Origin of the sequence: Desulfovibrio desulfuricans (assembly GCF_024460775.1) — a bacterium.
In the GTDB taxonomy this organism is placed as follows: Bacteria; Desulfobacterota; Desulfovibrionia; order Desulfovibrionales; family Desulfovibrionaceae; genus Desulfovibrio; species Desulfovibrio desulfuricans_E.
The window spans coordinates 86,677-113,577 of record NZ_JANFYZ010000003.1 but is presented as its reverse complement, the minus strand read 5'-3'; the positions used below and the strand labels follow the sequence as shown (position 1 = coordinate 113,577).

At 60.3% G+C, this 26,901-nt stretch carries 17 protein-coding genes; 5 read left to right on the top strand and 12 right to left on the bottom strand.

Annotated features, from left to right (window positions below):
- Window positions 1-100: 100 nt before the first annotated feature.
- From pta to NE637_RS04825, 9 genes are all read right to left on the bottom strand, one after another.
- A complete protein-coding gene (gene pta / locus NE637_RS04865; RefSeq protein ID WP_192112698.1) occupies window positions 101-2,209 on the bottom strand; it encodes a phosphate acetyltransferase in 2,109 nt (702 codons plus the stop codon).
- Between the two features lie 188 nt (window positions 2,210-2,397).
- Window positions 2,398-5,931 carry a pyruvate:ferredoxin (flavodoxin) oxidoreductase gene (nifJ, locus tag NE637_RS04860; RefSeq protein WP_227118050.1) on the bottom strand — a complete coding sequence of 1,178 codons (3,534 nt, stop codon included), beginning with the start codon at window positions 5,929-5,931 and terminating at the stop codon, window positions 2,398-2,400.
- Window positions 5,932-6,626: 695 nt separating this feature from the next.
- Window positions 6,627-8,336: an FAD-dependent oxidoreductase gene (locus NE637_RS04855; RefSeq protein ID WP_192112700.1), complete on the bottom strand. Its 1,710-nt coding sequence runs from the start codon at window positions 8,334-8,336 to the stop codon at window positions 6,627-6,629.
- 101 nt (window positions 8,337-8,437) lie between these two features.
- Window positions 8,438-10,411 carry a selenocysteine-specific translation elongation factor gene (selB, locus tag NE637_RS04850; RefSeq protein WP_192112701.1) on the bottom strand — a complete coding sequence of 658 codons (1,974 nt, stop codon included), beginning with the start codon at window positions 10,409-10,411 and terminating at the stop codon, window positions 8,438-8,440.
- Between the two features lie 135 nt (window positions 10,412-10,546).
- On the bottom strand, window positions 10,547-11,551 hold the full coding sequence (locus NE637_RS04845; RefSeq protein WP_192112702.1) for a chemotaxis protein: 1,005 nt from the start codon (window positions 11,549-11,551) through the stop codon (window positions 10,547-10,549).
- A gap of 39 nt (window positions 11,552-11,590) precedes the next feature.
- A complete protein-coding gene (gene ispH / locus NE637_RS04840; RefSeq protein ID WP_192112703.1) occupies window positions 11,591-12,448 on the bottom strand; it encodes a 4-hydroxy-3-methylbut-2-enyl diphosphate reductase in 858 nt (285 codons plus the stop codon).
- Window positions 12,449-12,605: 157 nt separating this feature from the next.
- Window positions 12,606-13,607, bottom strand: coding sequence for a tRNA dihydrouridine synthase (locus NE637_RS04835; protein WP_227118051.1), 1,002 nt, complete (start codon window positions 13,605-13,607; stop codon window positions 12,606-12,608).
- Entirely contained in the window at window positions 13,604-15,511 is a 1,908-nt protein-coding gene (locus tag NE637_RS04830; protein WP_227118052.1) for a SulP family inorganic anion transporter, read from the bottom strand. Before NE637_RS04830 ends, NE637_RS04835 begins: the two co-directional genes overlap by 4 nt.
- 2 nt (window positions 15,512-15,513) lie before the next feature.
- Window positions 15,514-16,635 (bottom strand): hypothetical protein, encoded by a 1,122-nt coding sequence (locus NE637_RS04825; RefSeq protein ID WP_192112706.1) that lies wholly within the window; start codon window positions 16,633-16,635, stop codon window positions 15,514-15,516.
- 386 nt (window positions 16,636-17,021) lie between these two features.
- On the opposite strand from NE637_RS04825, the gene NE637_RS04820 reads away from it, so the two are divergent.
- From NE637_RS04820 to NE637_RS04810, 3 genes are all read left to right on the top strand, one after another.
- On the top strand, window positions 17,022-18,335 hold the full coding sequence (locus tag NE637_RS04820) for a transglycosylase SLT domain-containing protein (protein WP_227118053.1): 1,314 nt from the start codon (window positions 17,022-17,024) through the stop codon (window positions 18,333-18,335).
- 155 nt (window positions 18,336-18,490) lie between these two features.
- Entirely contained in the window at window positions 18,491-19,054 is a 564-nt protein-coding gene (locus NE637_RS04815; protein WP_192112707.1) for an OmpH/Skp family outer membrane protein, read from the top strand.
- A gap of 324 nt (window positions 19,055-19,378) precedes the next feature.
- Entirely contained in the window at window positions 19,379-20,362 is a 984-nt protein-coding gene (locus tag NE637_RS04810; RefSeq protein ID WP_227118054.1) for an AEC family transporter, read from the top strand.
- Window positions 20,363-20,489: 127 nt separating this feature from the next.
- On the opposite strand, the gene lipA is transcribed toward NE637_RS04810, so the two are convergent.
- The 3 genes from lipA to NE637_RS04795 form a co-directional block, all read right to left on the bottom strand.
- Complete coding sequence (lipA, locus tag NE637_RS04805; RefSeq protein ID WP_227118055.1) at window positions 20,490-21,371, bottom strand: lipoyl synthase; 882 nt, start codon at window positions 21,369-21,371, stop codon at window positions 20,490-20,492.
- 92 nt (window positions 21,372-21,463) lie between these two features.
- On the bottom strand, window positions 21,464-22,147 hold the full coding sequence (gene lipB / locus NE637_RS04800; RefSeq protein ID WP_227118056.1) for a lipoyl(octanoyl) transferase LipB: 684 nt from the start codon (window positions 22,145-22,147) through the stop codon (window positions 21,464-21,466).
- Between the two features lie 126 nt (window positions 22,148-22,273).
- On the bottom strand, window positions 22,274-23,728 hold the full coding sequence (locus NE637_RS04795; protein ID WP_227118057.1) for a BPL-N domain-containing protein: 1,455 nt from the start codon (window positions 23,726-23,728) through the stop codon (window positions 22,274-22,276).
- A gap of 28 nt (window positions 23,729-23,756) precedes the next feature.
- On the opposite strand from NE637_RS04795, the gene NE637_RS04790 reads away from it, so the two are divergent.
- Together NE637_RS04790 and NE637_RS04785 are read left to right on the top strand one after the other, a co-directional pair.
- Window positions 23,757-26,420 carry a valine--tRNA ligase gene (locus NE637_RS04790; RefSeq protein ID WP_227118058.1) on the top strand — a complete coding sequence of 888 codons (2,664 nt, stop codon included), beginning with the start codon at window positions 23,757-23,759 and terminating at the stop codon, window positions 26,418-26,420.
- A gap of 138 nt (window positions 26,421-26,558) precedes the next feature.
- A complete protein-coding gene (locus NE637_RS04785) occupies window positions 26,559-26,888 on the top strand; it encodes a DMT family transporter (protein WP_366005759.1) in 330 nt (109 codons plus the stop codon).
- Window positions 26,889-26,901: the final 13 nt, after the last annotated feature.

Below are 26,901 nucleotides of genomic sequence, written 5' to 3'. Positions count from 1 at the left end.
TGCGTCAGTAATGTTTTTGCGGCGGCAGGCTTTATGCGGCGGTTTGCCCTGTCAGGCAAACCGCCGAAAGCTCATGTCAGCCGGGGCTGAATCTCTGCAACTATTTCTGCGCGGCCTTTTCGGCAGCGGCCTGCACCGCAGTGATGGCCACGGTATTGACGATGTCGGGCACGGTGCAGCCGCGCGAGAGATCGTTGACAGGCTTGTTCAGGCCCTGGAGCACGGGGCCGATGGCCACCGCGCCAGCAGCGCGCTGTACGGCCTTGTAGGTATTGTTGCCGGTGTTGAGGTCGGGGAAGATGAACACCGTGGCCTTACCGGCAACCTTGCTGTCGGGCATCTTGGTTTTGGCAACCGAGGGGTCGATGGCCGCGTCGTACTGCAAGGGGCCTTCCAGTGCGAGATCGGGGGCCATTTCCTGCGCGATCTTGGTGGCTTCCACCACAACGTCCACGTCCGCACCCTTGCCGGAAGTACCGGTGGAGTAGGAAAGCATGGCAACGCGCGGCTCAATGCCAAACACCTTGGCCGTGTGGGCCGAGGCAATGGCGATTTCAGCCAGTTGCTGCGCGGAGGGGTTGGGGTTCACGGCGCAGTCGCCAAAAGCCAGCACGCGATCCTTGAGGCACATGAGGAAGACCGAGGAAACCACGGTGAATCCGGGCTTGGTCTTCACAAATTCAAAGGCCGGGCGGATGGTGTGCGCCGTGGTGTTGACCGAACCGGAAACCATGCCGTCGGCATCGTCCTTCTTGACCATCATGGTGGCAAAGTAGGTGGCGTCGGTCATGGTGTCGCGCGCCTGTTCAGGGGTAATGCCCTTCTTTTTGCGCAGTTCGTAGTAGGTATTGGCGTAGTCTTCAAACAGCTCGGATTTCACCGGATCAATGAGTCGGGCCTTGGCAATGTCCAGGCCAAAGGCGCTGGCCTTGGAGCGGATTTCTTCCACATCGCCCAGCAGGATGATTTCGGCCACGTCGCGGCGCAGGAGGATATCCGTTGCGCGCAGGATGCGTTCTTCGGTGCCTTCGGCCAGCACGATACGCATTTTGTTGGCCTTGGCGCGCTGGATCAGCTCGAATTCAAACATCATGGGCGTAATGCGGCTGCTGCGCTCGCCGCCGATGCGGTTTTCGATTTCCTTGCCGTTGACGTACTGTTCAAACAGGCCCAGCACGCTGTTGATCTTGCGCAGATCGCCCGGTTCGATGGGGGCGATGATGCTTTGCAGGGCCATAAAGGCCTTGTAGGTGTGGTGCGGCGTCAGCAGGATGGGCAGGGGCGAGCCTGTCCAGCCTTCAATGAATTTGCAGACGTTTTCGGAGGGACGGATGCCCCCGGTCAGCAGCACGCCCGCAATGTCGGGAGTAGAAGACGACAGGCGCGAGGCAATGGCTGCCAGGAGCACGTCGGCGCGGTCGCCAGGGGTGACGATGAGCTGGTCTTTGGCAATGTAGTTGAGAACATTGTCCACATGCATGGCGGCGATAAGGTAGTCGCCCACCAGCGCGTCCAGGCGCTTTTCGCCAAACAGCACTTCCGCGTCCAGGCCCTTTTTCACGTCAGCCATGGTGGGCTGACCGATGGTGGGGTCGTTGGGAACGGAGAAAATCAGGGCTGGGCTTTCCTGCGTGCTGAAATGGGCGCGCAGTTCGTCCAGTTCTGTCTGCGTGAGGTTGCGGCGGTTCACAATGGTGGCAACCACGTCCAGCGCATAGGGTTCAAGGCTGTCCATGGTGATCTGGAGCGAGTCACGAATATCTTCGGCGCTCACATTGTAGCCGCTGGTAACCAAGAGAACCGGGCAGCCAAGGTTGGCCGCGATTTCGGCATTGAGTTCAAACTCGAAAACCGGGTCTTTGGCAAGAAAGTCGGTGCCCACGCACACAACGAAATCATAGGTTTCCAGCAGTTTTTTGTACTTCTGGATGATGTTTTCGATGAGCAGATTGCGCGAACCCTGATTGATGATCTGGCGGGCTTCGCGCTGGGTGTAGGCGAAGGTGTCGGCGTAGTCCATCTTGAGCTTGAAGTACTCAAGCATCAGATGGATGTCGGGGTCGCGGTCGTCCCACAGAGGTTCGTTGATGATGGGACGGAAAAAAGCCACCTTGCGCATGCTGCGGGTGAGCAGCTGCATGGCCCCAAGGGCGATGGCGCTCTTGCCCGTCATGGGCCCGGTGGCGGTGATGTATAGACCGTTGTGCATAGTGCCTCCCCTGCTGTGCCGGCAGGCTGGCGGTATTAACGCGAAAAGGGCGCGAGGGCTTTCCTCGCGCCCAGGCCTTTAACCTTTGATCCCAAGCGTGTGACGTAGCCCGCGCCCGCAGCAGAAGGCTGCCCCCCGGAGAGGAGCCAGATGCTGGCGGGCGCGGGTAGTCATAACGTCAGACCTCTCTACTCGGCGCTGGTGCCGGGGTAGGGCAGATCAGCCAGCTGCTTGAGCATGGCGTAGCGTTCAGTATAGGCTTCGGCCAGTTCGGCGCGCAGCTTCTTGGAGACTTCGGGAGCCATCTTTTCCAGAGAGGCAAAACGGGTTTCGCCGCCCAGGAATTCCTGAATGTCAGCAGAAGGAGCCTTGCTGTCGAGCTGGAAGGGGTTCTTCTTTTCCTTGGCCAGTTCGGGATTGTAGCGGTACAGGGGCCAGTAGCCGGAAAGCACGGCCATCTTGGCTTCTTCCTGGCTCTTGCCCATGCCCTTGCGCAGGCCCTGGTTGATGCAGGGAGCGTAAGCGATGATGAGCGAGGGTCCCTTGTAGGCTTCGGCTTCGCGGAAGGCCTTGAGCACCTGCTGCTTGTCCGCGCCCATGGACACGGAGGCAACGTACACATAGCCGTAGGTCATGGCCATGCGGCCAAGGTCTTTCTTGCCGGTACGCTTGCCTGCGGCGGCAAACTGGGCCACGGCGCCAAGAGGGGTGGCCTTGGAGGACTGACCGCCGGTGTTGGAGTACACTTCGGTATCCATCAGCAGCACGTTGATGTCGTCGCCGCTGGCGAGAACGTGGTCAAGGCCGCCGTAACCGATGTCGTAGCCCCAGCCGTCGCCGCCGAAGATCCACACGCTCTTCTTGGTGAAGAGGTCGTCCATGTGCCACAGTTCATGGGCCAGGGGGCTGTCAAAGCCTTCCAGGTTGGCCATGATCATTTCGCCGTACTTGCGGGAGCCTTCGGCATCGTCCTTGTTGTCCAGCCAGCCCTGGAGGGCGGCCTTCAGTTCGGGAGAAGCGGATTCTTCCTTCAGGGCTTCCTGAACCTTCATGGCCAGCAGACCACGGCGCTGTTCGTAGGCAATACCCATGCCGCAGCCGTATTCGGCGGCGTCTTCAAACAGGGAGTTGCCCCAGGCCGGGCCGAAGCCGTCCTTGTTGGTGCAGTAAGGCGTGGTGGGCGAAGAAGCGCCCCAGATGGACGAGCAGCCCGTGGCGTTGGCCACGATCATGCGTTCGCCGAACATCTGGGTGAGCACCTTGACGTAAGGCGTTTCGCCGCAACCGGCGCAGGCGCCGGAGAACTCGTGCAGGGGCTGCTGGAGCTGCGAACCCTTGACGGTGTCGCGAGCCATGAGCTCGTCCTTGAGCGTGATGTTGGCTTCGGCGTAGGCCAGATTTTCCTTCTGGGTGGGCATCTGGGTGTCAAGGGGCTTCATGACGAGAGCCTTGACCTTGGCGGGGCACACTTCGGCGCAGGAGCCGCAGCCCAGGCAGTCTTCGGTGTACACCTGAATGCGGAACTTCATGCCCTTGAGTTCTTTGCCGATGGCGTCCTTGGTCACAAAGGAAGCGGGCGCGCCAGCCAGTTCTTCCTCGGTGGCGAGCACCGGGCGGATGGCGGCGTGGGGGCACACAAAGGAGCACTGGCAGCACTGGATGCAGTTTTCAACCTGCCATTCGGGCACGTCGATGGCGCAGCCGCGCTTTTCGCAAGCGGCGGTGCCGAGGGGCATGAAGCCAGCCGGATCCATGGCGGACACGGGCAGCTTGTCGCCCTGCTGGGCCAGAATGGGACGCACAACGGCGCTGATGTATTCGTCGTCATCGCAGTGGCAGGCAGCGGCGCCTTCGGTGGCAGTGGCCCAGGAAGCGGGGTATTTCACTTCTTCCAGAGCGTCCATGCCCTTGTCCACGGCGGCGATGTTCATGTTGACGATCTTGTCGCCCTTGCTGCCGTAGGTTTTCTTGATGGATTCCTTGAGCAGGCCCACGGCCTTTTCAAAGTCAAGCACGTTGGCAAGCTTGAAGAAGGCGGTCTGCATGATCATGTTGATGCGGCCGCCGAGGCCCACTTCCTGGGCAACCTTGACGGCGTCCACGTTGTAGAACTTCAGCTTCTTGCGGGCGATGACGCGCTTCATGGAGGCGGGCAGGTGCTTTTCCATGTCGGCAAGCGACCAGTTGGAGTTCAGCACGAAGGTGCCGCCTTCCTTGATGCCTTCAAGAATGTCGTACTGGGTCACGTAGGCGGCCTTGTGACAGGCAACGTAGTCGGCCTTGGTGATCAGGTAGGAAGAGGTGATCTGTTCCTTGCCGAAGCGCAGGTGCGACACGGTGAAGCCGCCGGACTTCTTGGAGTCGTAAGCAAAGTAGGCCTGAGCGTAGAGATCTGTGTTGTCGCCGATGATCTTGATGGCCTGCTTGTTGGCGCCCACGGTGCCGTCAGCGCCGAGGCCGAAGAACTTGCACTGCACGGTGCCAGCGGGCACGGTGTCGATTTCTTCTTCCACGTCAAGCGACGTGTAGGTGACGTCGTCGTTGATGCCCACGGTGAAGTGGTTCTTGGGCTGAAGGGCCAACATGTTGTCGTACACGGCCTTGGCCATGCCGGGGGTGAAGTCCTTGGAGCCCAAGCCGTAGCGGCCGCCCACCAGGGTGGGAGCTTCGCCCTTTTCGAGGAAGGCGGTGCACACGTCCTGATACAGGGGATCGCCAAGAGCGCCGCTTTCCTTGGTGCGGTCAAGCACGGTGATGCAGGTCACGCTGGAAGGCAGGGCGCGCAGCAGATGCTCTGTGGAGAAGGGGCGGAACAGGTGCACCTTCACGAGGCCCACGCGCTGGCCCTGTGCGTTGAGGTACTTCACGGTTTCTTCAATGACTTCACAGGAAGAACCCATGGAAACGATCACGCGGTCGGCTTCGGGGTGGCCCACGTAGTCAAAGAGGCGGTACTTGCGGCCAGTGATGGACTCGACCTTCTTCATGTTCTCAAGCACGATGCCGGGCACGGCGTCGTAGTAGAGATTGGAAGCTTCGCGGTTCTGGAAGTAAATGTCGGGGTTCTGGGCGGTGCCGCGAATGTGCGGATGCTCGGGGTTCATGGAGGTGGCGCGGAATTCGGCCACCTTTTCCCAGTTCACCAGGGGGCGGATGTCTTCGTAGTCAATGGTTTCGATCTTCTGCACTTCGTGGGAGGTGCGGAAGCCGTCAAAGAAGTGGCAGAAGGGCAGGCTGGCGTCGATGGCGGAAAGGTGCGCAACGAGGGCCAGGTCCATGCATTCCTGCACGGAGGAGGAAGCCAGGAAGCAGAAGCCCGTCTGACGGGCGGCCATCACGTCCTGGTGGTCGCCAAAGATGGACAGGGCATGGGAAGCCAGGGCACGAGCCGAAACATGGAAAACGCCGGGAAGCAGTTCACCGGCGATTTTGTACATGTTGGGGATCATGAGCAGCAGACCCTGGGAAGCCGTGTAGGTGGAGGTGAGGGCACCGGCGGAAAGCATGCCGTGCACAGCGCCAGCGGCGCCGGCTTCGGACTGCATTTCGCGCACATTCACGATCTGGCCGAGCAGGTTTTTGGTGCCCTTGGCAGCCAGCTGATCCATGACTTCGCCCATGACGGACGAGGGGGTGATGGGGTAAATGGCTGCCGTTTCCGACAGAGCGTAGGCAATGTGCGCGGTGGCGTTGTTGCCGTCCATAGTTTTCATATGAGCCATCTGTTCCTCCTTGGCGCCAACAGGCGCGCAATGTTTTTACAAAATCAGCTTGGGTCGGATCGGCCCCTGAGATAAGGCCCCGCACTGGGCAGGGACGGGCAACGGCTATTGCCGTAAAGTGAACACAAAATGGAGGCTGGGAGTGGAATCGTGGTAGAAAAACCCTACCCAATCCGCCTTTTCGCGTCCACCAAAAAAGCTTGGTATCACTTGTTTTGGAGCCTTGCTGCACACACTCGTCTGCCCCGACGGAATGTGCGTTTTTGCGCTTACCATAAAATTGTTTGTTTGAACAGTTTAATCGAGGGCGCAACAAAAAAAAATGTGACAGACGCAACATGCGGAAAATAGTGATGAATTGTGAAATCTGGCAAGGAGATTCGGGGCAGGCAGGAAGGGAAAACCTATGATGCCAGCACGTTGGAATGTGCTGGGCAAATGAAAAAAATGTTACAAATGTTTCATGGCAGAAAATCTGCGGCTTGCCCCTGATTCAATGTTACGGATTTTGGGCGCTTGCGGGCTGACCCCTTGATGGCATTCAGTCAAAATCCGCCCTGCGGGCAGTGCGCTGAGCTGAGTGTGGCAGAGTCTGCCGGGTTGGAGAAAGCCTGTGTCGGTCGAAACGGGGAGGAACCCTTTTACAAAAGTTCCTCCCCCTAAAGCGTTTAGATGCGTTCTTTCTTGCGGGTATGTTACAGCGAGAGGCCCATCTTGATGGCTGCCTGCATGCCGCCCGTGGAGTTGACCACGTTGGTCACGCCATTGCGGGCCAGCACCAGCAAACTGTCATAGGCGCGCAGACCTGTGTTGCAGATAATGGCAACAGGGCGGTCCTTGGGCACCTCGCTGATTCTGGCGGCGATTTCTTCCAGCGGCATGGCGTGCCAGTCGGGATACTTTTCCTGCACGGCCTTGCCAGCCGCCGCAGGACGGGCATCAATAAAGAACACGTGGTTTTCGCTGCGTTTCTTCCACAAGTCCATGAACTGGTCGGCGGTCACTGGGGTGAAGCGCCCGGAGAGGGCGTTGTCGGCCACGTTGGCAACCACGTTGACCACGTCCATTGCCGAGGCAAAGGGCGGGGCGTATGCGATTTCAAGGTTGGAGATGTCTTCCACCGTGGGCTTGGAGTATTGCAGGGCCGCAGCCACCGCATCAATGCGGGCCTTGAGCGAGTCGGGGTCGGCGCAGGCGCCCTGAATGCCAAGCACCCGGCTGGTGGCCTTGTCTACCACCAGTTCAAGGCTCATCATGGCTTTTTCGGGGTAGAAGTGGGCGTGGTCGAGCTGCTCCACGCTGACGCTCATGGCGTCGAATCCTTCCTTGCGGGCGCGGTCAACTGTAAGGCCCACGCCGCAGAAGGAAAGGTCAAAGAGTTTGACGGCCCAGGTGCCCACAAAGCCGGGGAATCTGGCATTACCGCCAGCAAGGTTGGTGCCGATGGTGCGGCCCTGGCGGTTGGCCATGCTACCCAGGGGCAGGTAGCCGATCTTGCCGGTGATGATGTTCTTGATCGCCACGCAGTCGCCGCCCGCATAGATGGAGGGGTCGGTGGTGCGCATGTGCTCGTCCACCACCACCGCGCCAAAGGGGGCAACTTCCAGCCCGGCATCCTTGGCAAGCTGCCCGTTGGGGATGAAGCCAGCGGCAAAGATCACCAGTTGGGCGGGGATTTCGCGCTTGTCCGTGACCACCTTGGTGACAGTGCCGTTTTCGCCTTCAAGGCGCAGCACTTTTTCAGAGGTGAAAACGTCAACCTTGTGGGTCAGGCAGTCGTTGGCGGCCATGAGTGAAAGAGGCTGGGAAAGCACGCCGGGCAGAATCTGATCCATCATTTCCACAACGCTGACTTTCACGCCCCACATATCGGCCAGGGCCACGGCAGCCTCAAGGCCGATGAAGCCGCCGCCCACAATGACCGCCTCGCTCACCTTGCCCTCCTGGCAAGCTGCTCGGATGGCTCCGGCGGCTTCCAGACGGGTCAGGGAAAGCACGTTTTTCAGATCCTTGCCTTCAATGGGGGGCACGCGCGGGCTTGCGCCGGTAGCCAGCACCAGCTTGTCGTAAGGCAGCTTTTCTTCCTTGCCGGAAACAACGTCCTTGACGAGCAGGGTTTTGGCAGCCCGGTCAATGGCCAGGGCGCGCGTCTGTGTGCGCACGGTGATGCCCTTCATATCGCGGAAAAATTCGGTGTCGCGCACAGTATGATAGGGTGTGGAGCGCAGGTCGTCGAGATTCTGTATCTCACCGGACACGTAGTAGGGGATGCCGCAACCGCCGTAGGAAATGAAGACGTTTTCGTCCACAAGCATCACTTCCGCATCGGGCATGAGGCGCTTGCAGCGGCAAGCCGCCTTGGGCCCCAGGGCAACACCACCAACTACCAGAATTTTTTCAGACATATCCGGGCTCCTTAGTGAAGAGTTATGAGCAAATGAGCATTACTGAGATATATGAGCATTCAAGGCAAGAATGCAAGGACAATTCCTGTTTACGGAATAACCTAACGCCCGCGAAAACGGCGCTGGTCGCCCACGCGCACGGTTATGCGTTCATTATCCATATATTCCAGCAAGGCGATCAGATATTTGCGAGAAAGCCCCAGGAGTTCTTTCAGGCCGCCCACATCAAGATTGTCGTGGGTGGTGAACCAGCCGCGCACACGTTCAAGAATATCGGCCAGGGCCGGGCCGTGGTAATACAGGCCGTCCTTGATCTTGACCAGTTCGCCAGCCTCGCAAAGCAGGCGCAGCACCGGGGCGGCCTCCTTGGGCGTGACGCCAAGCTCCTCAAGCACGTCCTTGGCGTTGGGCGGGGTCAGCCCCGCGCTGGCATGCGCGTCCAGCAGCTTTTGGCGCAGGCCTGCCTGGTCGGCGGCCAGGCTTACCGTATGCGATTGCAGGCGCAGTCCCTCGCCCTCGATGACCAAATCGCCCTGCTTGAGGGCCTGATCCAGCACTTTTTGCACCAGCTTGGGGGGCAGGTTGCGGCTCCAGCCCGTGCACAGGGCCCCCCGGGTGAATCCGGGTTTGAGAGGTTCGCGGCGGTGCAGGTCAGCCCCGCGTTCAAGGCTGGCGGCCAGCAGTTTTTCAAAGGGAATTTTGCCAACCCAGCAGCGGTTTTCCTTGTCCCAGCAGATAGCGTCGCCACGGGTGGAAAGCAGTTGCAGCGCCGCCTCCACAGCGGATCGGGCAAGGCCCGTCAGGGCGCGCAGCCGCGCTTCGTCAGCGCCTTCAATACCGCGCAGGGTCAGTGCGCCGCGTACCAGCGCAGCCCTGGCTTCATCGCGCGCCTTGGCTTCGGCCTTGCCGCCGCCGATGGCTTCTGCCGCATCGCGAAGTTCTGGCAGCTCCTGCAACAGCCGGAGCTTATCGGCCAGTTCAGGGTCTTTGGCCCGCAGTTCGGGCGGCAGAGGACTAACCAGCAGCCCGCCAGCAACCGTGCGCAGGGGCGAATAGGCCCGCAACACGCAGTGGTCGCCAAATACGCCCACCATGGGTTCCTTGAAACGCAGTTCCGCCAGCGCGGTTTCGCCGGGGGCCAGCTTGTCCCTGTCGCGAAAGACCACCCGCGCCGCGCATTCGCGCGTACCGTGGTGGAAGTGGATTTCCACCCTTTGGCGCATGGCTCTGGGGGCGGAGGAAAGGCAGGTGAGCCTGACCAGCCAGCGGTTGGAGGGGAACAGTTCGCCGGGGCGGGCCAGCACAAAGCCGCGTTCGATTTCCTCCACATCCAGCCCCTGCACGTTGACGGCGCAGCGCTGGCCCGGCTGCACCGAATCGGCGGCCTTGCCATGACGTTGCAGCCCGCGTGCGCGGGTGGGCAGATCGGGCGGCATGAAGCGCAGTTCATCGCCAAGGTTGCACACGCCGGAAATGACAGTGCCCGTCACAACGGTGCCGTGTCCCTTCATGCTGAATACGCGGTCCACCGGCAGGCGAAAAATATCACTGCGCCGCTGGGCGGGCAGCTCGGCAGCCACGCGCGCAAGGTGGTCGCGCAGCGTGTCCACGCCATCGCCTGTGGTTGCGGAAACGGGGAAGATGGGCGCACCTTCAAGAAAGGTGCCTTGCAGGAACCCGCGTACTTCTTCCTGCACCATTTCGAGCCAGTCGGCGTCCACCATGTCTGTCTTGGTAAGGGCCACAAGACCGGTGCGTATGCCCAGCAGGGAGCAGATTTCAAGATGTTCCCGCGTCTGGGGCATGATGCCTTCGTCCGCGGCAATAACAAGCATGACAAAGTCCACGCCAGCCGCGCCAGCCACCATGTTTTTGACAAAGCGCTCATGCCCCGGCACATCCACGATGCCCAGCCGCTCGCCGCCGGGAAGGTCAACCCAGGCGAAGCCAAGTTCAATGGTGATGCCCCGGCGTTTTTCTTCTTGCAGGCGGTCGCAGTCAATGCCTGTAAGCGCCCGTACCAGCGAAGTTTTGCCGTGATCTATATGCCCTGCCGTGCCTAGCACTACTGCCATAAAAGCTCCTTGGTGGTCTTGGGCCGAGTTTACACTCTGGCAAGCGCCTTTGCAAACAGCGCGCGCCCAGAAACGTAAAGGGGACCCCTTGCGTAAAGGAGTCCCCTTGAAAACAGCAAATGCGGATTGAGACGGTTAGGCTTCGCCCTGCTCCCTGGCCTTGATGAGGGCCATGGCCCTGTGAGCCAGCTGGGTAACTTCCGGCTTGGAAATCTGGTCGTCCGCACCCACGCTCACGCCCTTGTGGCGCAGCTTTTCGGTAATGAGTGAAGAAAAGAGCAGTACCGGCAGCTTCTTGAGCATGGAGTCTTCCTTGATGCGCAGGGTAAGATTGAGGCCGTCCATGACCGGCATTTCGATGTCCGAAACCACCACGTGCACAAAGTCGGTAATGGGGCGGTTGCCTTCTTCGGCGCTCTTTTTGAAATCCAGCAGACGATCCCAGGCAGCGCGTCCGTTGGAAACAACCTCAACGGTAAAGCCCGCCTTTTCCAGCAGGTCGCGTTGCATTTCGCGGATAAGGGCGGAATCGTCGGCTACAAGGGCCCGGTACCCCTCATTTGTCCAGTCGTCGCCCAGATCGTCAAGCCGCAGGCCCAGCTTGGGATTGAGGTTGGCGACCACTTTTTCAAGGTCGAGGAGAAAGATGATGCGGTCTTCAAGCTTGACCACGCCGATGACCGTATTGTTGGACACGGCAGCAACGTACTTGTTCGGCGGTTCAACCTTCTCCCAGCTGATGCGGTGGATTCGGTTGACGCCGGAAACCATGAAGGCTGTGGTGACGTTATTGAACTCCGTCACAATGGTTTTGGGCTGTTCTTCTTTTGCTGGGTGGGTTTTGCCCAGCCACATGGCCAGATCCACCAGCGGAATAATGCGCGAGCGCAGGTTGAAAGCACCCAGCACGCTCGGGTGCTGCACTTCGGGCAGTGCCGTCACCTTGGGCATGCGGATAATTTCAAGCACCTTGGCCACGTTGACACCGTAGTAGCCGCGATAGGGCTTGGCGGGAACGGGTTCGCCATTTTCGTCCAACTGCGGCGCATCGGCAGAAGGAGGGGTGAATTCTTCAAGATAGAACTCCACCACTTCCAGCTCGTTGGTGCCGGCTTCCAGCAGAATATTGGTCTGGGCCATGCTGCCTCCAGAAAAGTACCGCTTCAGGAGCAAACGGGATTAAAGCGACTGCAGCCACAAATGAGCCGCGTCAATAAGACTTTTCGGCGTAGATGCGCCAGCCGTTAGACCTGCACGATTTTTTTGCGAAAAATTTTCTGCGGCCAGCTCTTCGACACGCTCCACAAGGTAGGTGTCGATACCGTTCAAAGAGGCCACATCAGCCAGTCTGCGGGTGTTTCCGCTCTGCCTTCCACCTATGATTACCATGACATCCACACAGGAGGCAATGTTACGGGCTTCCTCCTGCCGCTCGCGGGTGGCGTCGCAAATGGTGGAAAGCACCACAAGGTCAGCAATGCGCGTGCGCAGATCTTCCACAATTTCCTGAAATATCTGTCGATCCTGAGTTGTCTGCGAGGCCAGCACATAGGCCTTGTTTTCGGCAAGGTGCAAGGACTCAAGCTCTGCCGCCGTGCCGAACACATGGGCCGGGCCGCAGGCGTAAGAAACCAGCCCGCGCACCTCCGGGTGATCCGCCTCGCCAAAAAGCAGCAGGGTTGCGCCATCAGCGGTGGCCCGCCCGATGGAAAGCTGGGCTTTTTTTACCTTGGGGCAGGTGGCGTCCACAATGTCGGCCCCGCTTTGCTTGACCTGCTCCTCAACCTGCCGCGTGATGCCGTGCGCGCGGATAACCGCCACATCGCCGGGGTGCAGTTGCGCGGCTTCCTTGACGCAGACCACGCCGCGCGACTCATACTCCGCCAGAACCTGCGGATTGTGGATGATGGGGCCAAGGGTACAGATGCGGGTCGTCTCGGGGGCGCCCCCCTTGCGCTCCAGCGCAGTGTTAAGTTTTTGCAGGGCCAGGCTCACGCCCATGCAAAAGCCCGCTGTCTTGGCTCGGTAAACATCCATCACGGCTCTCCTTCAAAGGGCGGCGCTTTCAGGCGTGGAGCCGTGGCTGCACTGCCCCTCGCCCGACCCAAACCCATCAACCTTAAAAATTTTATCTGTATGCAATACTGTATTGCAGAGGCGCGGCAAGCGTAACCGCATGCGCCCTTGTTCCTTGCTAGTCAGGGCTTCCCAGAAAAATATCCAGTAACCGGTCAAGCTCTTCCCAATCATTACAGCGGCACAGCTCCTGACGCAAGGCCCGTGCGCCGGGCAGGGTGCGCACGTAGCGCGGCACCACGGAGCGCATTTTCCACAGGGCGGCCTTGCCGGGGCAGTGGGCGCGGGCAAGCTCCAGATGCCGTGAAATCATAGCCCGCAAACGGGGGGCATCGGCCTGAACCAGCGCGTTCCCGGCCAGAAGGGCCGCGTGGTCCGCAAAGATGGCTGGATTGTGCATGGCCCCACGGGCGTACATGACGCCGCTGGCCCCGGTGCGCTCAAGGCAATTCACGCCGTCTTCCGCGCTAAAGAGGTCACCGCTGGCGAGCAGGGGAATGGTCAGGCGTTGGGCCAGCATGGCAATAGCCTCCCACTGCGCTGCGCCGCCAAAACCCTGACGGGCTGTGCGTGGGTGCAGGGTCAGCCAGCCAGCGCCCGCATCCTCAAGGCGCAAGGCCAGGTCGGGCAGCACCGGGCGGGCGTCGTCCAGGCCCAGACGCAGTTTGAAGCCCACACGGCCACGGCCTGCGGCCTCAATCATGGCGCGGGCCACGGCAAGCACGTTTTCCGTATCGCCCAGCATGGCCGCGCCCGCACTTTGGCGCAAAACCTTGGAAACAGAACAGCCCATGTTCAGGTCAAACCAGCCAAAGCCGGACTGACGCAACAGTTCCACCGCGCGGGCCAGAAAGAATGCCTCCGCGCCGAAAAGCTGCACCACCAGCGGCTGGTCTTCGGGCAGGGTCATGAGCAGTTCGTTGGTGCCGGGGCTTTCATAAACAAGGCCCTTGGCGCTGACCATTTCGGTAACGCACACGGCTGCGCCGTATTCGCGGCAGAGCAGACGAAAGGGCAGATCGCTGTATCCGGCCAGCGGGGCCAGCCAGGGATGCTCGGGGCCAAAGGGCAGGGAATCGGGGTTTGCGGGGCAGGTTGGCAGTTGAAAAACCTTGGTCACGGGCGCTCCTTGGTCACGCGCGGCGGTTCGGCGGAATTTTCCGCAGGGGCGGTTTGTTCGGCGGGCAGTACGTTGCCTTGGGGGTCCAGCGCCACGCGGGCAGACTGCGCCATATAATCCGGACCATGGCTGGCGGGGGCAGGCGCGGCTGCCTGCACGGTTTGCTCTGGCTGCGCCTCGGTTGCATCTGCGCCTGCGGTCGCGCACTGGGCATCGCTGCATGCAAAGCGGTTCAGCATGGCTGCGGCCAGCCGCAGGCCTTCGCCCGTGGTGTCGGCCACAAAACCGTTGCTGAGATAATCCAGAAGGCCTGTGCGCCGCAAGATGGTACGCACCGAGGGGCTGCCCACCACAAGAATAACCGGCAGGCTGCGGGCGTAACAGCGCTCGATAAATTGCGACAGCGCATGCGCCCCTGACGCATCAATCCAGAACACGCGTGAAAGATGCAGCACCACAAGCCGGGTGGGCTCGCTGTCCTCGGCATACAGCAGACGTTCAAGTTCGTGGATGGCCCCGAAAAACAGGGTGCCTTCAATCATGTACACGGTGATGCCCTGCGGCAGTTCGGCGGGGCCTTCGCGCAGCAGCGGATCGCCCTTGTGGAGCCTGTTCACACGTGGGTGGGCAGTCTTGTAAATAAACAGCGTGAGGGAAAGCAGCACACCTATGAAGATGGCTTTTTCAAGATCAAACAGCAGAGTGGACAAAAAGGTGATGAGCAGCACGGCCCTGTCCACGCTGGTTGCCACAACGCACAGGCGGATAGCGTCAATATCTATCATCTTGAAGGAAATGAGCAGCAGTATGCCGCTCAGGGCGGGGAGCGGCAGCCAGCTTATGAGTGGGGCCAGCACAAACAGCAGCGGCAGGGCGAGAATGCCGGAAAACACCGTGCCCATGCGCGTTCTGCCGCCGGATGTGACCACAAGGGCGCTACGGGTAAAGGAGCCGCAGCCGGGAATGCCCGAGGTAAGGCCAGCGGCGATATTGCCGAGGCCCTGACCGATAAGCTCCTGGCTGCCGTCAAACGCATCACCCTTGATGTTTGCCAGTTGTTTGCCAATGGCCAGTGATTCCACCGTGCCCAGCAGGGCAATGGCCAGCGCGGGCATGAACAGGTCGCGCACTGCGTCCAGATCAAATGAAGGGGGTAGGGAAAAAGGCGGCACAACGCTTGGTATGACGCCAACCAGCGGAACGCCCCTTTCGTCCACGCTGAATACGGCGGCAAAGAGCGTAATCACGCCGAGCGCGGCCAGTGATGCGGGAAAGCGCGGCGACAGGCGCTTGAAAAACACGGTCAGAACAATGGTGCCAACGGCAATGCCGAGGCTCCAGTAATTGATAAAGGGCAGGCCGTGCAGCGCGCCGAACATCTGGTTGAAAAAGCCCGAGGGTTTGGGGCCGGTCAGGCCCATAGCCATGTAGAGTTGCCCTGCGGCAATGAGCAGCGCCGCTCCGGTGGAAAAGGCCACCATGACCGAATGCGAGATAAAATTGACCAGATCGCCCAGCCGCGCCAGCCCCATGCCCAGCTGGATAAGCCCGCACAGGAGCGCCATGCCGAAAATATAGGACATGCGCGATTCTTCGGGCATAGTGCTGATCAGTTCGCCGCCCACGCTGATGGTAGCGAGGGTGGAGAAAATAATCATGGAGATGGCGTTGGTGGGGCCGGCGGCCATAAAGCGGGAGGATCCCCACAGAGCGGCCAGCACCACGGGCAGCATGCAGGCATAGATGCCGTACTGCGGGTGAACCCCGGCAATAATGGCATAGGCCATGGCCTGAGGCACAGCCATGGGCGTCACGGTAAGGGCCGCCGTCATGTCCGCCTTGAAATCCTGGGCGGAATAATTCCTGATGGTCTCAAGAAAGGGAAAAAGCCGGGCGGCTCGCATGACTAATCCTCGCGTGTTACATCGTCCTCAAGGCGCAGCACATCGTGCCCAAGGGCGTAGTGCATCAGGCGTGGCCGGTCTGCGGATTTTTTGAGCGAATTGATAATGCGCGTCATGCGCCGCGTACCTTCAAGCACGCCGCCCAGATGCCCGGCCAGTTCGGTGAGGTCGTTGCGGGCGAGCGCGCGTTCCAGCTCCATGCCGAGCATGCGCCCGCGCGAATTTTCAGGAAATTCGGCCAGCAGCTCGCGCGCAAGGCGCAGGCTGCGCGCCTGGTTGGCGTCCAGATCTTCCACCAGTTCGCCGCAATATTCCGCCTGATTGCGCATGACGTTCAGGGCGTTGTTGCCGTAGTGGGCCATGGCTCCGGCGGCTTTTTCCAGCGTATCGCGGGCAACGGCCACGCGGCGGCCCACGGTGAGCGAAACAATGCTGGCACATTTTGAAAGAAAACGTTCGTCAAAGCTTTCAAAGCCATACTCACGTTTGGTATACAACATTACGAGGCCAAAGGGAGGCTTGTTGCTGCGCTCTCGCAGCACAAAGGCCAGACGCGAACGGTAGCCTTCCTTGTAGATGATGCAGTCAAAGGATTCACCGCCCATGGCCAGGGCCTGAAGGTTGTTGGACACCACATAGCGGGTGTGGCCTTCAAGAATGGCGCGCATCACGGGGTGTTCGCGCAGGCCTTCCTCCAGCATTGGGGCCACGATGGGTATGCTGCCGCCGTCCACCTGATTGGCCGAGCGCGCCACCCATTCGCCATTGGCATTGCGCAGGCGGCACACGTACATATCGGCGTACAGGGCGTGGACAAGAATTTCAGCGCTTTGCCGCAGCACTTCCCCAGGAGGGGCCATACGGTCGGCAATGGCGAGCAGATCGTTGGAAACGCGCAGCAGCATTTCGGTATCGTTCTGCATGGCAGATATGGAGGTGAGCAGCATGAGCAGGCAGCGCCAGCTGCGCATGGGCACCCCGCGCAGGCAGGGGTGATAGCCGGTGTTGAGAGAGCGCTTTGCGGCGGGCAGCAGGGCAATGGCTGCGGCGCGCATTTCGGGCGGCGCATATTTGAGGAGGCGTTTGATTTCTTCGCGAATGTATTCTGGCGAATGCTGGGACACGGTTTGCTCCATTTCCCCGGGGTGCCTGTGTTGGCTGACAGCATGGGGAACCGGCGCGGCTATGCGCGTATTAAGACGTTGTTGCCCGGGCTGAACCGCCTGATTCCCAGAGAAATGACCGCCTTGAGGGCTCTTTTGAGGCCCGGGCGGCGGCTCTCGCGCGCATGGCGTGCAAGCCTTTTTTCACAGAAATAAGTATAGGTGGGAAAAAAGGTCTGGTCAACGGTAGCTCATAAATGGGGCCGTCTGTTCTGAATTAAAGTACACATTTTGTAAAGTGGTTTGTCTGGGACGTGTGGAGAATTGGCAAAGGAATTGCAAGAAGTGTTGCGGAAGATTCTCGGCTGTCGGATTTCCGACGCATATTCTGCCTGCGGGCAGGGTGTATGAGATCAGCCCTACAACCGTCAGACGGCGGCAGGCTCAAGGCCGTGCCGACGCCCACGGGGATGCCCATGAAACAACGTAACACAATATTGCTCATATCGCTCGGCCTTGCCGCCGCCTTGCTGGTGCTCGGCCTGCTGGCCGGTTTTGTGCCGCAGAGCGAGGGGCCGGAACTGCGCCGCCGCGCCAGCGGCATGGTGGCCCGCCTGCGTCCCGAAGACATGCCCGTTCCCATTCAGGCGCAGGGCGACGGTGTACGCCAGTGGGCCGTGCGCGGGGCGGTGGAGCCGCATTCTGAACAAACATCCGGGGGCAGTCCGCGGACGCGTCAGGCTGCCGATGCCAGCGCATCTGCCCGCCCGGTACCTGGTACGGACAAAACTCAGGGGACATCCTCAGCGATGGGCTCTGCGACAGGCAAGGCTACAGGTCAGGCCTCAGGTCAGGATATGACCCGGCGCATTGTTTCCTTTGGGCCAGCCGGCGTCATCCTTGATACTGGCGAACCATCACTGGCCTTTTCAGGCGACGCGCAGGGCGATTTTGCACCTCTGCTGGCCCTGGACGGTGTTTCCATCCCGCTTCTGGTCAGCAACCAGCCCCGCGATTACGGCGATGCCCTTGATGCGGCGGGCCGCCCGCTGCGCTGGGTGACTCCCGCGGCCATGCTGGCGGGCTATTCGCCCCGCGTGGTGCGCAGGGCGGCCATTGAAGTGCTGCGCCACGGCACTGTTTTTGATAACTTTGTGGGCGATATTGACGATAACGACATGGAAAAACTACAGGCCAGAGCCCGCCGTTATCAGAATCTGGTGGAGAATTTTTCGCGCCGCTACAATTTGAGCACCGAGCTTGTGTACGCCATCATCCACAGCGAAAGCGACTTTTCGCCAACCCTGGTCAGCAACAAGTCGGCCATGGGCCTCATGCAGGTAGTGCCCGATACCGCCAACGACGAGGTGCACAAATACCTTTACGGGCGCATGGGCGACGTGGGTTTTGACGACCTGCGCGTGCCGGAAACCAACATCCGCTATGGCACCACCTACCTGCACATCCTGTTCACCCGGTATTTTTCCGGGGTGCACAACCCGCTGGCAAGGGAATATTGCGCAATTGCCGCCTACAATATGGGGCCGAACCGTTTTCTGCGGCTCTACGGCAAAACCATGGAAGAAGCCGTGGACACCATAAACGCCATGACGGTTGACGCCTTTTACAGGGATCTTGCCACGCGCCTGCCAGCCCGTGAAACACGTTTCTACGTTGCCCGGGTGCAGAGAATGAAGGCCCAGTACGCCTCGCTGCGCTGATGTGGATTTTCCTCGCGAAGGGGCGCGCGCAAAGCGCCGCCCAAGAGGGAATTTCAGCGAAAAATGGTTGTGGTGCCTATAAAAACAACGTACATGTTCTTCAACGCCGAGCCCCAACTCTATGCCCGGCATTTATTAGAGGAGTGGTCACAACCATGCGAATCCGTTTTTTTATGCCGCTGGCTCTGCTGCTGAGCTTCATGCTTTTTGCCTGCCAACAGGGCGACAATAATGCCCAGCCCAAGGTGGCGGTGGTGGATATGGCGCGCGTGATGCGCGATAGCGAACCTGGCAAGGCCGGCGTGAAGTTCCTTGAAAGCCTTCAGGGCGACATGCAGACCAAGCTTAACGACATCCAGCAGCGCCTGGAAGCCAACCCCAAGGACGCTGAAGCGCAGAAAGAACTGCAGGCCGTCTACATGTCTGCCCAGCAGCGCATGCAGGTGGAACAGCAGAATGTTGTAAACCTGCTGTATGATGCCATTCAGCGCGTGATCAATACCTATCGCACTGAAAAGGGCTATGCCGTCATTATCAGCACTGAAGCTGTCGCCGCTTTTGATTCCAAGAGCGATGTGACCAATGAAGTGCTGGAACTTGTGAACAAGCAGAAGCTTGATTTCAAGTCTGTGACGCCCGAAGCTGAAAAGGCTCCGGAAGCCGCCGCCCCCAAGGCCGAAACGCCCAAGGATGACAAGGCTGCCAAGGCCAAAAAGTAAGACAGATTCTTTCGGCTGTATTTAACGGCTGAATGTTTGGCAAAGCCCTTCGTCATTGACGGAGGGCTTTTTTATGGCCTGTTTGCGGGTTTGGGTGAGGCTGGGCTGAAAAGCGGGCGTGTTCGAACCTCTGGCAAAGGGTTGGCAATTGTTTGAAACAGATGATATAATTTTTGTAATATTCTGTAATTATACATCTTAAAAACTGTTTGAACGAACAAACAGTTTTTGCTGGACAAGGTGGACAAGCCGCGCCATAGTTTCGCCGTCGCCAGCCGGGTATGCCGGTGGGTGAAAAACGCATCCGAATGGAAAAGGTTTGTTATGTTTCAAGCGCTGTTTGCCGTCATGCCCGTATTTCTGATTATTGGCGCGGGCGTTCTTTTGCGCAGTCGCGATGTATTGCCCGAAAACGCTGGCCCTGTTCTTGGCATCTATGTGCTCAAGCTGGCTCTGCCGTTGCTGATTCTGCACCTGCTGGCCGGGGCCAGCCTGAAGGATCTTGCCCATTGGGCTTTCTGGGGGGGCATTCTTGGCTCCCAGCTCGTGGTGTATTGCATCGGCTATGTGGGCGACAGGATTTTTTGTCGGCGCGGCGTTGGGCCGGGCGTCATTGCCGGGCTTTCCTGTTCCGCCTGCAATGCCGCCTTTGTGGGGTTGCCCATCGTGTCCAACCTGTTCCCCGGCAATGCCACAGCCATGCTCATTGCCGGTCTGTGTACCCTCACGCCCAATGTGGTCATGATCATCGGGCAGTCCCGTCTGGATGCGCTGGCCGGATCGCTGGCCTGGGACGGCGGCAATCCCCTGAAATTTGTGGGCAAGCTTCTGAAGGTTTTTATCCTTGGCAACCCCATTCTGCTTTCGACCCTGGCAGGCATAGCGCTTTCCGCCTCCGGGCTTGGGTTGTGGGCTCCGCTTGACCGCGCGGTGAGCCTTGTGGGCTACACTGCGGCCCCCTGCATGCTGCTGGCTTTGGGGCTGGATTTGCGGCAAAAGCTGGTGGTGGCCACGCGGCAGGCGCACGGACACGCTTTTGCGCGGCAAACGTGGTTTATTCTCTGCAAGCTGGTTCTGCACCCGCTGCTGTGCTGGGTCATGCTGGCGGCCTTGGGTGTTTCGGGCCTGTGGCTCGTAATCAGCGTGATTGTCAGCGCTACGGCCACGGCTCTGGTGGTGACGGTCATTGCCGAGGTGTACAGCACCGTGCCGGAAGAAGCGGCCCTTACGGCAGTGGTCGCCAACGGGCTGAGTATTTTTACCCTGACAGGTTTTGTCTGGGGTTTTCAGGCCTTGGGTATGGTTTAAGCCGGGTCCTGAAATTTGAGGAACGAAAAGCGGGCTTTGTTCTCCGGCAGTGATCCGGGGAGCAAAGCCCGCTTTTTATGGTTGCGCGGTTGAGGCAGGTAGAGGCTGGCCAGCGACCGGCCCGCAATCAGGCAAAGTTGGCTGCGTGGTAGCTGCTGCGCACCAGCGGACCGGAAAACACGTGGCGCAAACCCAGCGATTTACCGTAGGCGGCGTACTCTTCAAACTGTTCCGGCGTCACATAGCGGTCAAGCTTGTGGTGCTGGCTTGTGGGCGGCAGGTACTGGCCGATGGTCACAATGGAGCAGCCCACGGTGTGCAGGTCCTTGATCACCTCAAGCACCTGCGCGTCTGTTTCGCCCAGCCCCACCATGAGGCCGCTTTTGGCCGTCATGCCGCAGTCATTCACGCGGCGCAGCAGTTCCAGGCTTTGCTCGTAATCGGCTTGGGGGCGCACCTGCGCATAGAGCGCGGGGTGCGTTTCCACATTGTGGTTGATGATATGGGGTTTGGCGTCCATGACCGTGCGCAGGGCATCGGCGTTGCCCTGAAAATCGGGGATAAGCACCTCGACACTGCTCTGCGGCAGGGCCTGCCGGAGCGCCTGAATAACGGCGGCAAACTGGGCGGAACCACCGTCCGCAAGATCGTCACGCGTCACAGAAGTGACAACCACATGCCTGAGTCCCAGCGTAACGGCGGCCTGAGCCACGCGCTGAGGTTCCGTGGGGTCGGGGGCGCTGGTCTGGCCGGGGTGGATATTGCAGAAGCGGCAATTGCGCGTACAGGTTTCACCCAAAATCAGAAATGTGGCCGTGCCGGAAGAAAAGCATTCCTGCCGGTTGGGGCAGTTGGCCTCCTTGCACACGGTGGAAAGCCCCTGCTCGTTCAGCAGGGCGGAGGTGGTGAAAAAGCGCCTGTCGGAGGCCAGCGGGCGGCGCAGCCATGCGGGCTTGCGCAGAGGGGCGTTGGCAGAACCGGAATTATCGGAAGAATCGGGTTGGGTCATCTGTTTCGTCCTTGCTGCGGCACCTGCGGCGTCATGCCGCAAATTGCCTGAACTGGTGTTGGGCTGGTGATTTGATCCGTCCTGCATGCCCGTTACGGTTGGCCCGCGAGCAGGGCTTCGCAGGCTTGCGTCGATTGCAGGGGCGGCAGCGGCTGGCTGAAAACCTCGCAAAAGGCTTCAAGAAAGCATGCTTTCACAGCATCCATAGTCGCCGGGTCGCCGTTCTGTTCCCGCTGCACCGAGGTGGCGGTCACGCCATCAAGGCCGCATGGGGTGATGATGTTGAAGAGGGAAAGATCCCTGTCCACATTCATTGCCAGACCGTGCAGGGTCACGTGGCGCTGTACGGCAATGCCCAGAGAGGCAATCTTGCTGCCGCCCACCCATACGCCGGGAAAACCCGGCTTGCGGGCCGCTTCAATGCCAAAGCGCCGTACCGTGCGGATGGCGGTTTCTTCCACATCATTTACATAGGCCCGGACGCCGCCGGAACGTTTTTTCAGGTTGATGATAGGGTAGGCCACCAGCTGACCGGGAAAATGGCAGGTAATATTGCCGCCGCGCGTGCTGTGCACAACATCCACAGCCGAACCCCAAATGCTGGCGAGGTTGGGAGGCAGATTCTCCTGGCCGGAGTTTTTGCCAAGGGTGACGGTGGGCGGATGCTCCAGAAGCAGCAGAATGTCGTCGCCGCCCTGAAGCACGTAAGCCTGCGCCTGTTTTTGTATTTCAAAGGCGCGCTGGTAGGCGGCGCAGCCGAGATCAAATGCGTACATGTGAGCCTTGGGCTTTGAAGGTTGATGCAAAAAGCCCTCATAGCGGCTTGCGGCCCCGGCGTCCAGCGTTTGCGGCGCGCAGAGGCGGGCGGGGCATGACGCCGCGCCAGGTTGGTTGCAGCGGAGTCAGGCCAGATCGCAGGGGATGGAAGTCTGGGAAAGGTAGACGAGCTCTTCGGTCATTTCCAGCAGCTCTGCCAGAATGCCCCCGCCGTTCATGGGGTGACCGAACAGCGATTCGCGCTGGTGGTCAAGCCCGCGCTTGTCAATGGCGTCGGGCATTGTGGGGGAGAGTGTTTCCGCAAGGCGGCAGGCCAGAAAATAATCTTCCGCCCCGGCGGCAAACAGGCCTTCGAGCTTGGCAAAGCGCGGGGACACCTGCTGCCAGTAGGCCAGCGCCGACGCAGACGGTTCAAGGCTTGCCGCCGTGCACAGGGCCGCGTGCAGGTTGTTGCAGGCCGCGCCGGGCAGGCCCGTGCGCCAGCCCCACAGCCAGTGGGTGCGCCCAAAGAAAAGATGGTGGGCCACTGCCAGATCAAGCAGCTCGCGCATGTGGCGCAGGGCGCTCAGCAGGGGGCCGCCCGAACCTTCTGGCCATGCAGCGCAGGGGTGGCGCAGCTGCCACAGGGGCACATCTTCGCGCGTTGGCTCAAGGCCTGTCATGCTGCGCAGCAACTGGGCCAGCCACGCGTTGGCGTCGGGGCTGTGCGGCGTTTCAAGGTGCGAATAGCTCAGCACATACTGCCCCTGCCCGTAAGCTCCGGTCACGGCCATGGGCTGGCCTTCAAGAAAATCTGCCGAGAGGTTCAGACCGTAAAGGTCGCGCCAGTGAGAAAAAACCTTGGAGGGCAAGCTTTGCAGGGGCAGGTCCGCCAGCCAGAAATCCGCATCCGGCGAACCGTAGGAGGCCAGCACGGTGACGTGGTTGTTTTTTTCCGGCGCAAAGCGCCCCGGCCACCAGACAGGAAGAGAGGGAGAAAATATTTCAGAAGCTGCTCCGCTCTGGGCCTGTCGCGCGGCAGCGCGGCGAACACCGGGGCACAGGGGGGCAGTCGCGCCTGTATCATTGTGCCCGTTCACGGGCTGTCTGTCTGGCTCGGCAGGCCTGCGGGGCGAGAATTCATGCCCGCTGGCAACGTGGGCGCGCACATGCCCGGAAATAAGATGGTACAGACGTTCAGGGTAAGCGGCCCGCGCCCAGGGGCAGATATTCAGGCCGTGGTCTGGGTTTGGGTGGGTCAGGGCAAGGCCGGAACCACCGCAAAAGCCCAGATAGTTGCCGCCGCGTTCCACCCACTGACGCACGGCCTCGCGCCCGTTCTTGCCGAGGGCCGCAGCCTTGAGCCTTGCGTTGCCGCCGGGAACCAGCAGCAGGCGTACGCCCGCGCCGCTCTGTTGCGGGCCGCCATTGGGGCTGACGCCCCCCGGCTTGCCTAAATACGCGCCTTCGGCTATTTCTTGTCCCTTAACCAGGCGGCAGGGCAGTCCCAGCGCGCGAACAGCGCGCCAGGCCATGAGGCCCCAGATGTGGGACGCGTCCCATAAAATGCAGATTGGCTGTGCGGCAAACATATACCGCATTATCGCCGCCTTTCATGGAGAAAGCAAGATGGCGGATACGCTACCCAAGGGCTATGAGCCCCATGACGTTGAAGCCCGGTGGCGCAAGCACTGGGAAGATGACAAAACCTTTACGCCCGATCCGGACGCTCCCGGCGAGCCGTATTCCATTGTCATTCCGCCGCCCAACGTCACGGGCGCGCTGCACATAGGGCATGCGCTCAACCATACACTTATTGACGTGCTCTGCCGTCACGCCCGCCAGAAGGGCAAGAACGTGCTCTGGGTGCCCGGCACCGACCACGCGGGCATTGCCACCCAGAACGTGGTGGAACGCGCCCTTGCCAAGGAAGGCAAGAGCCGCAAGGATCTGGGCCGTGAAGCCTTTATCGACCGGGTGTGGGAATGGCGCGATGAATACGGCCACCGCATTCTTGATCAGGCGCGCGCCCTTGGCGATTCCGTGGACTGGACGCGTCTGCGCTTCACCATGGATGAAGGCCTCTCCGCCGCCGTGCGCAAGGTTTTTGTGCAGCTCTATAATGAAGGGCTGATCTACAAGGGCGACTACATCATCAACTGGTGCTCGCGCTGCCACACGGCTCTTGCCGATGACGAAGTGGAACACGAGCAGAGCCGGGGCAAGTTGTGGAAGGTGCGCTACCAACTGGCCGACGGCAGCGGGCATATCACCATTGCTACCACCCGGCCCGAGACCATCCCTGGCGATACCGCCATCTGCGTGCATCCCGAAGATGAGCGCTACACCGCCCTCATAGGCAAAAAGGCTGTGGTTCCCGTGCTTGGGCGCGAGATCCCCATTATCGCCGATGCCTATGTTGACCGCGAATTCGGCACAGGCGCGCTCAAGGTGACGCCCTGCCATGACCATAACGACTGGATGCTGGGGAAGAAGCACGACCTCGTTTTTCTCAAGGCCATTGACGAAAACGGCGTCATGACTGCCGAGGCCGGGGCCTATGCGGGCCTTGCCAAGGAAGAATGCCGCACCCGCATCGTGGCCGATATCGAAGCCGCCGGGCAGCTTGAGGGCATTGAGGAAATCGATCACGCCGTGGGCCATTGCTACCGTTGCCATACGGTGGTTGAACCGCACGTTTCCACGCAATGGTTTGTGGCCGCCACCAAGATGGCCCCTGCTGCGCGCGACGCCGTGCCCGGCATGACCAAGATTTTTCCCGAAACGTGGCTCAAGACCTACTATCACTGGCTTGATAACATCCGCGACTGGTGCATCAGCCGTCAGATATGGTGGGGACACCGCATTCCGGCATGGAACTGCGAATCGTGCGGCGAGCTGGTGGTGGCCGAAGAAGCCCCCGCAGTCTGCCCCAAGTGCGGCGGCGCGCTGAAGCAGGAAGAAGACGTGCTGGACACGTGGTTCTCCTCCGCCCTGTGGCCCTTCTCCACCATGGGCTGGCCTGAAGACACCAAGGATCTGCGCCGCTGGTACCCCACCTCGGTGCTGGTGACGGGCTTTGACATCCTGTTCTTCTGGGTGGCCCGCATGATGATGATGGGCATTCACTTTATGGGCGAAGTGCCGTTCAAGGACGTGTACCTGCATGCCCTGGTGCGCGATGCCTCTGGCCGCAAGATGTCCAAATCCACGGGCAATGTTATTGACCCGCTGGAAATGATCGACAAATACGGCTGCGATGCCCTGCGCTTTACCCTGACGGCCTTTGCCGCCATGGGGCGCGACATCCGCCTTTCCGAGGAGCGCATCGAGGGCTACCGCCACTTTGTGAACAAGCTCTGGAACGCGGCCCGCTTCGCCCTCATGAACCTGCCGGAAGAAGCCCCGGCCCCTGTGGCTCCCGAGGCTGTTCCCGGTCTGCACCACCAGTGGCTGCTGCACCGGCTTGAAGTGGTCAAGCAGGACATGGACAAGGCCCTGGCCGATTACCGCTTCAACGATGCGGCGCAGTTGGGTTACAAATTCCTGTGGAATGAATTCTGCGACTGGTATCTTGAGCTTATCAAGCCCGACATGCAGTCTGAAGACCCCAAACGCAAAGCCGAGGCCCAGTATGTGCTGTGGCTGGCCCTGCGCGAGCTGCTGGTGCTGCTGCATCCCATCGTCCCCTTTGTGACCGCAGAAATATGGGCCGCGCTGCCCGTGGCGGCTGGCAAAAAGGCCACAGATATCGCCCGCGAGCTGTATCCCGCAGCGCGCCCTGCCTGCCAGCGCCCGGTGGAAGCTGGTCGCATGGAGCTGATTCAGGGTATCATTGTGGCAGTGCGTACCATCAAGGCCGAGCTTGGCATCAGCCCCAGCCACAAGGTCAGCCTCATGCTGCACCCTGTGGACGCGGCTCAGGCCGAACTGCTCGAGGCCAGCAGTCAGTGCATGACCACCCTGGCGCGGCTTGAAACCCTCACCATCGGCGCGGATGTACACGCGCCCAAGGCTTCGGCCTCTGCGGTGGTGGAAGGCTGCCAGGTTATCGTGCCCCTCAAGGGCGCGGTTGATCTGAACGGCGAGCTTGCCCGTCTGGACAAGGAAATCGCCAAGCTTGAAAAAGACGTGGTGGGCGTGAACATGAAGCTGAGCAACGAGAGCTTTGTGAGCCGCGCCCCTGCGGACGTGGTGGCCCGCGAGCGCGAACGCGCCGAAAAACTGCTGGACGCCAAGGAAAAAATGCAGGCTCTGCGCGCCCGCTTTGCCGAGGCCCTGAACGAAGAATAACCGGCTGTCGCCCCAAGGGGTTTCCGGTCTGAATATGCGGCGCGGACGGCGGGCGGTTGCCTGTTGTCCGCGCCGCAGTTCCTGCGGGTGGCGCTACTGCCCCGATATACAAAAGAGGTTGGTATGAGTTCTGCCGCAATGGCATATGTTCAGCTTGGAGCGGCCATTCTGGTCGAGGTGGGGGCTACAGCCTGCCTCAAGCATTCGGAGGGTATGAGCCGTCTTTTGCCCACCCTTGCTTCGCTGCTCGGCTACGGTATTTCATTCTACCTGCTTTCCAAGGTGCTCAATGTGGTGCCCATGGGCATATCATACGGCATCTGGAGCGGCATCGGCATTGTGCTGGTTTCGCTTCTGGGCTTGCTGGTTTTTGGGCAGAAGCTTGACCTTGCCGCCTGCCTTGGCCTCGGGCTGATTGTGCTTGGCGTGCTTGTCATACATTTTTTTTCAGGCTCCATGCCCCATTAAAACGGACTTACTG

Bases quoted from the DNA above. Each gene is read 5' to 3' on its own strand.
- pta (WP_192112698.1), bottom strand. From the start codon at position 2,209: ATGCACAACGGTCTATACATCACCGCCACCGGGCCCATGACGGGCAAG.
- nifJ (WP_227118050.1), bottom strand. From the start codon at position 5,931: ATGGCTCATATGAAAACTATGGACGGCAACAACGCCACCGCGCACATT.
- NE637_RS04855 (WP_192112700.1), bottom strand. From the start codon at position 8,336: ATGTCTGAAAAAATTCTGGTAGTTGGTGGTGTTGCCCTGGGGCCCAAG.
- selB (WP_192112701.1), bottom strand. From the start codon at position 10,411: ATGGCAGTAGTGCTAGGCACGGCAGGGCATATAGATCACGGCAAAACT.
- NE637_RS04845 (WP_192112702.1), bottom strand. From the start codon at position 11,551: ATGGCCCAGACCAATATTCTGCTGGAAGCCGGCACCAACGAGCTGGAA.
- ispH (WP_192112703.1), bottom strand. From the start codon at position 12,448: ATGGATGTTTACCGAGCCAAGACAGCGGGCTTTTGCATGGGCGTGAGC.
- NE637_RS04830 (WP_227118052.1), bottom strand. From the start codon at position 15,511: ATGCGAGCCGCCCGGCTTTTTCCCTTTCTTGAGACCATCAGGAATTAT.
- NE637_RS04820 (WP_227118053.1), top strand. From the start codon at position 17,022: ATGAGATCAGCCCTACAACCGTCAGACGGCGGCAGGCTCAAGGCCGTG.
- NE637_RS04815 (WP_192112707.1), top strand. From the start codon at position 18,491: ATGCGAATCCGTTTTTTTATGCCGCTGGCTCTGCTGCTGAGCTTCATG.
- NE637_RS04810 (WP_227118054.1), top strand. From the start codon at position 19,379: ATGTTTCAAGCGCTGTTTGCCGTCATGCCCGTATTTCTGATTATTGGC.
- lipA (WP_227118055.1), bottom strand. From the start codon at position 21,371: ATGACCCAACCCGATTCTTCCGATAATTCCGGTTCTGCCAACGCCCCT.
- lipB (WP_227118056.1), bottom strand. From the start codon at position 22,147: ATGTACGCATTTGATCTCGGCTGCGCCGCCTACCAGCGCGCCTTTGAA.
- NE637_RS04795 (WP_227118057.1), bottom strand. From the start codon at position 23,728: ATGCGGTATATGTTTGCCGCACAGCCAATCTGCATTTTATGGGACGCG.
- NE637_RS04790 (WP_227118058.1), top strand. From the start codon at position 23,757: ATGGCGGATACGCTACCCAAGGGCTATGAGCCCCATGACGTTGAAGCC.
- NE637_RS04785 (WP_366005759.1), top strand. From the start codon at position 26,559: ATGGCATATGTTCAGCTTGGAGCGGCCATTCTGGTCGAGGTGGGGGCT.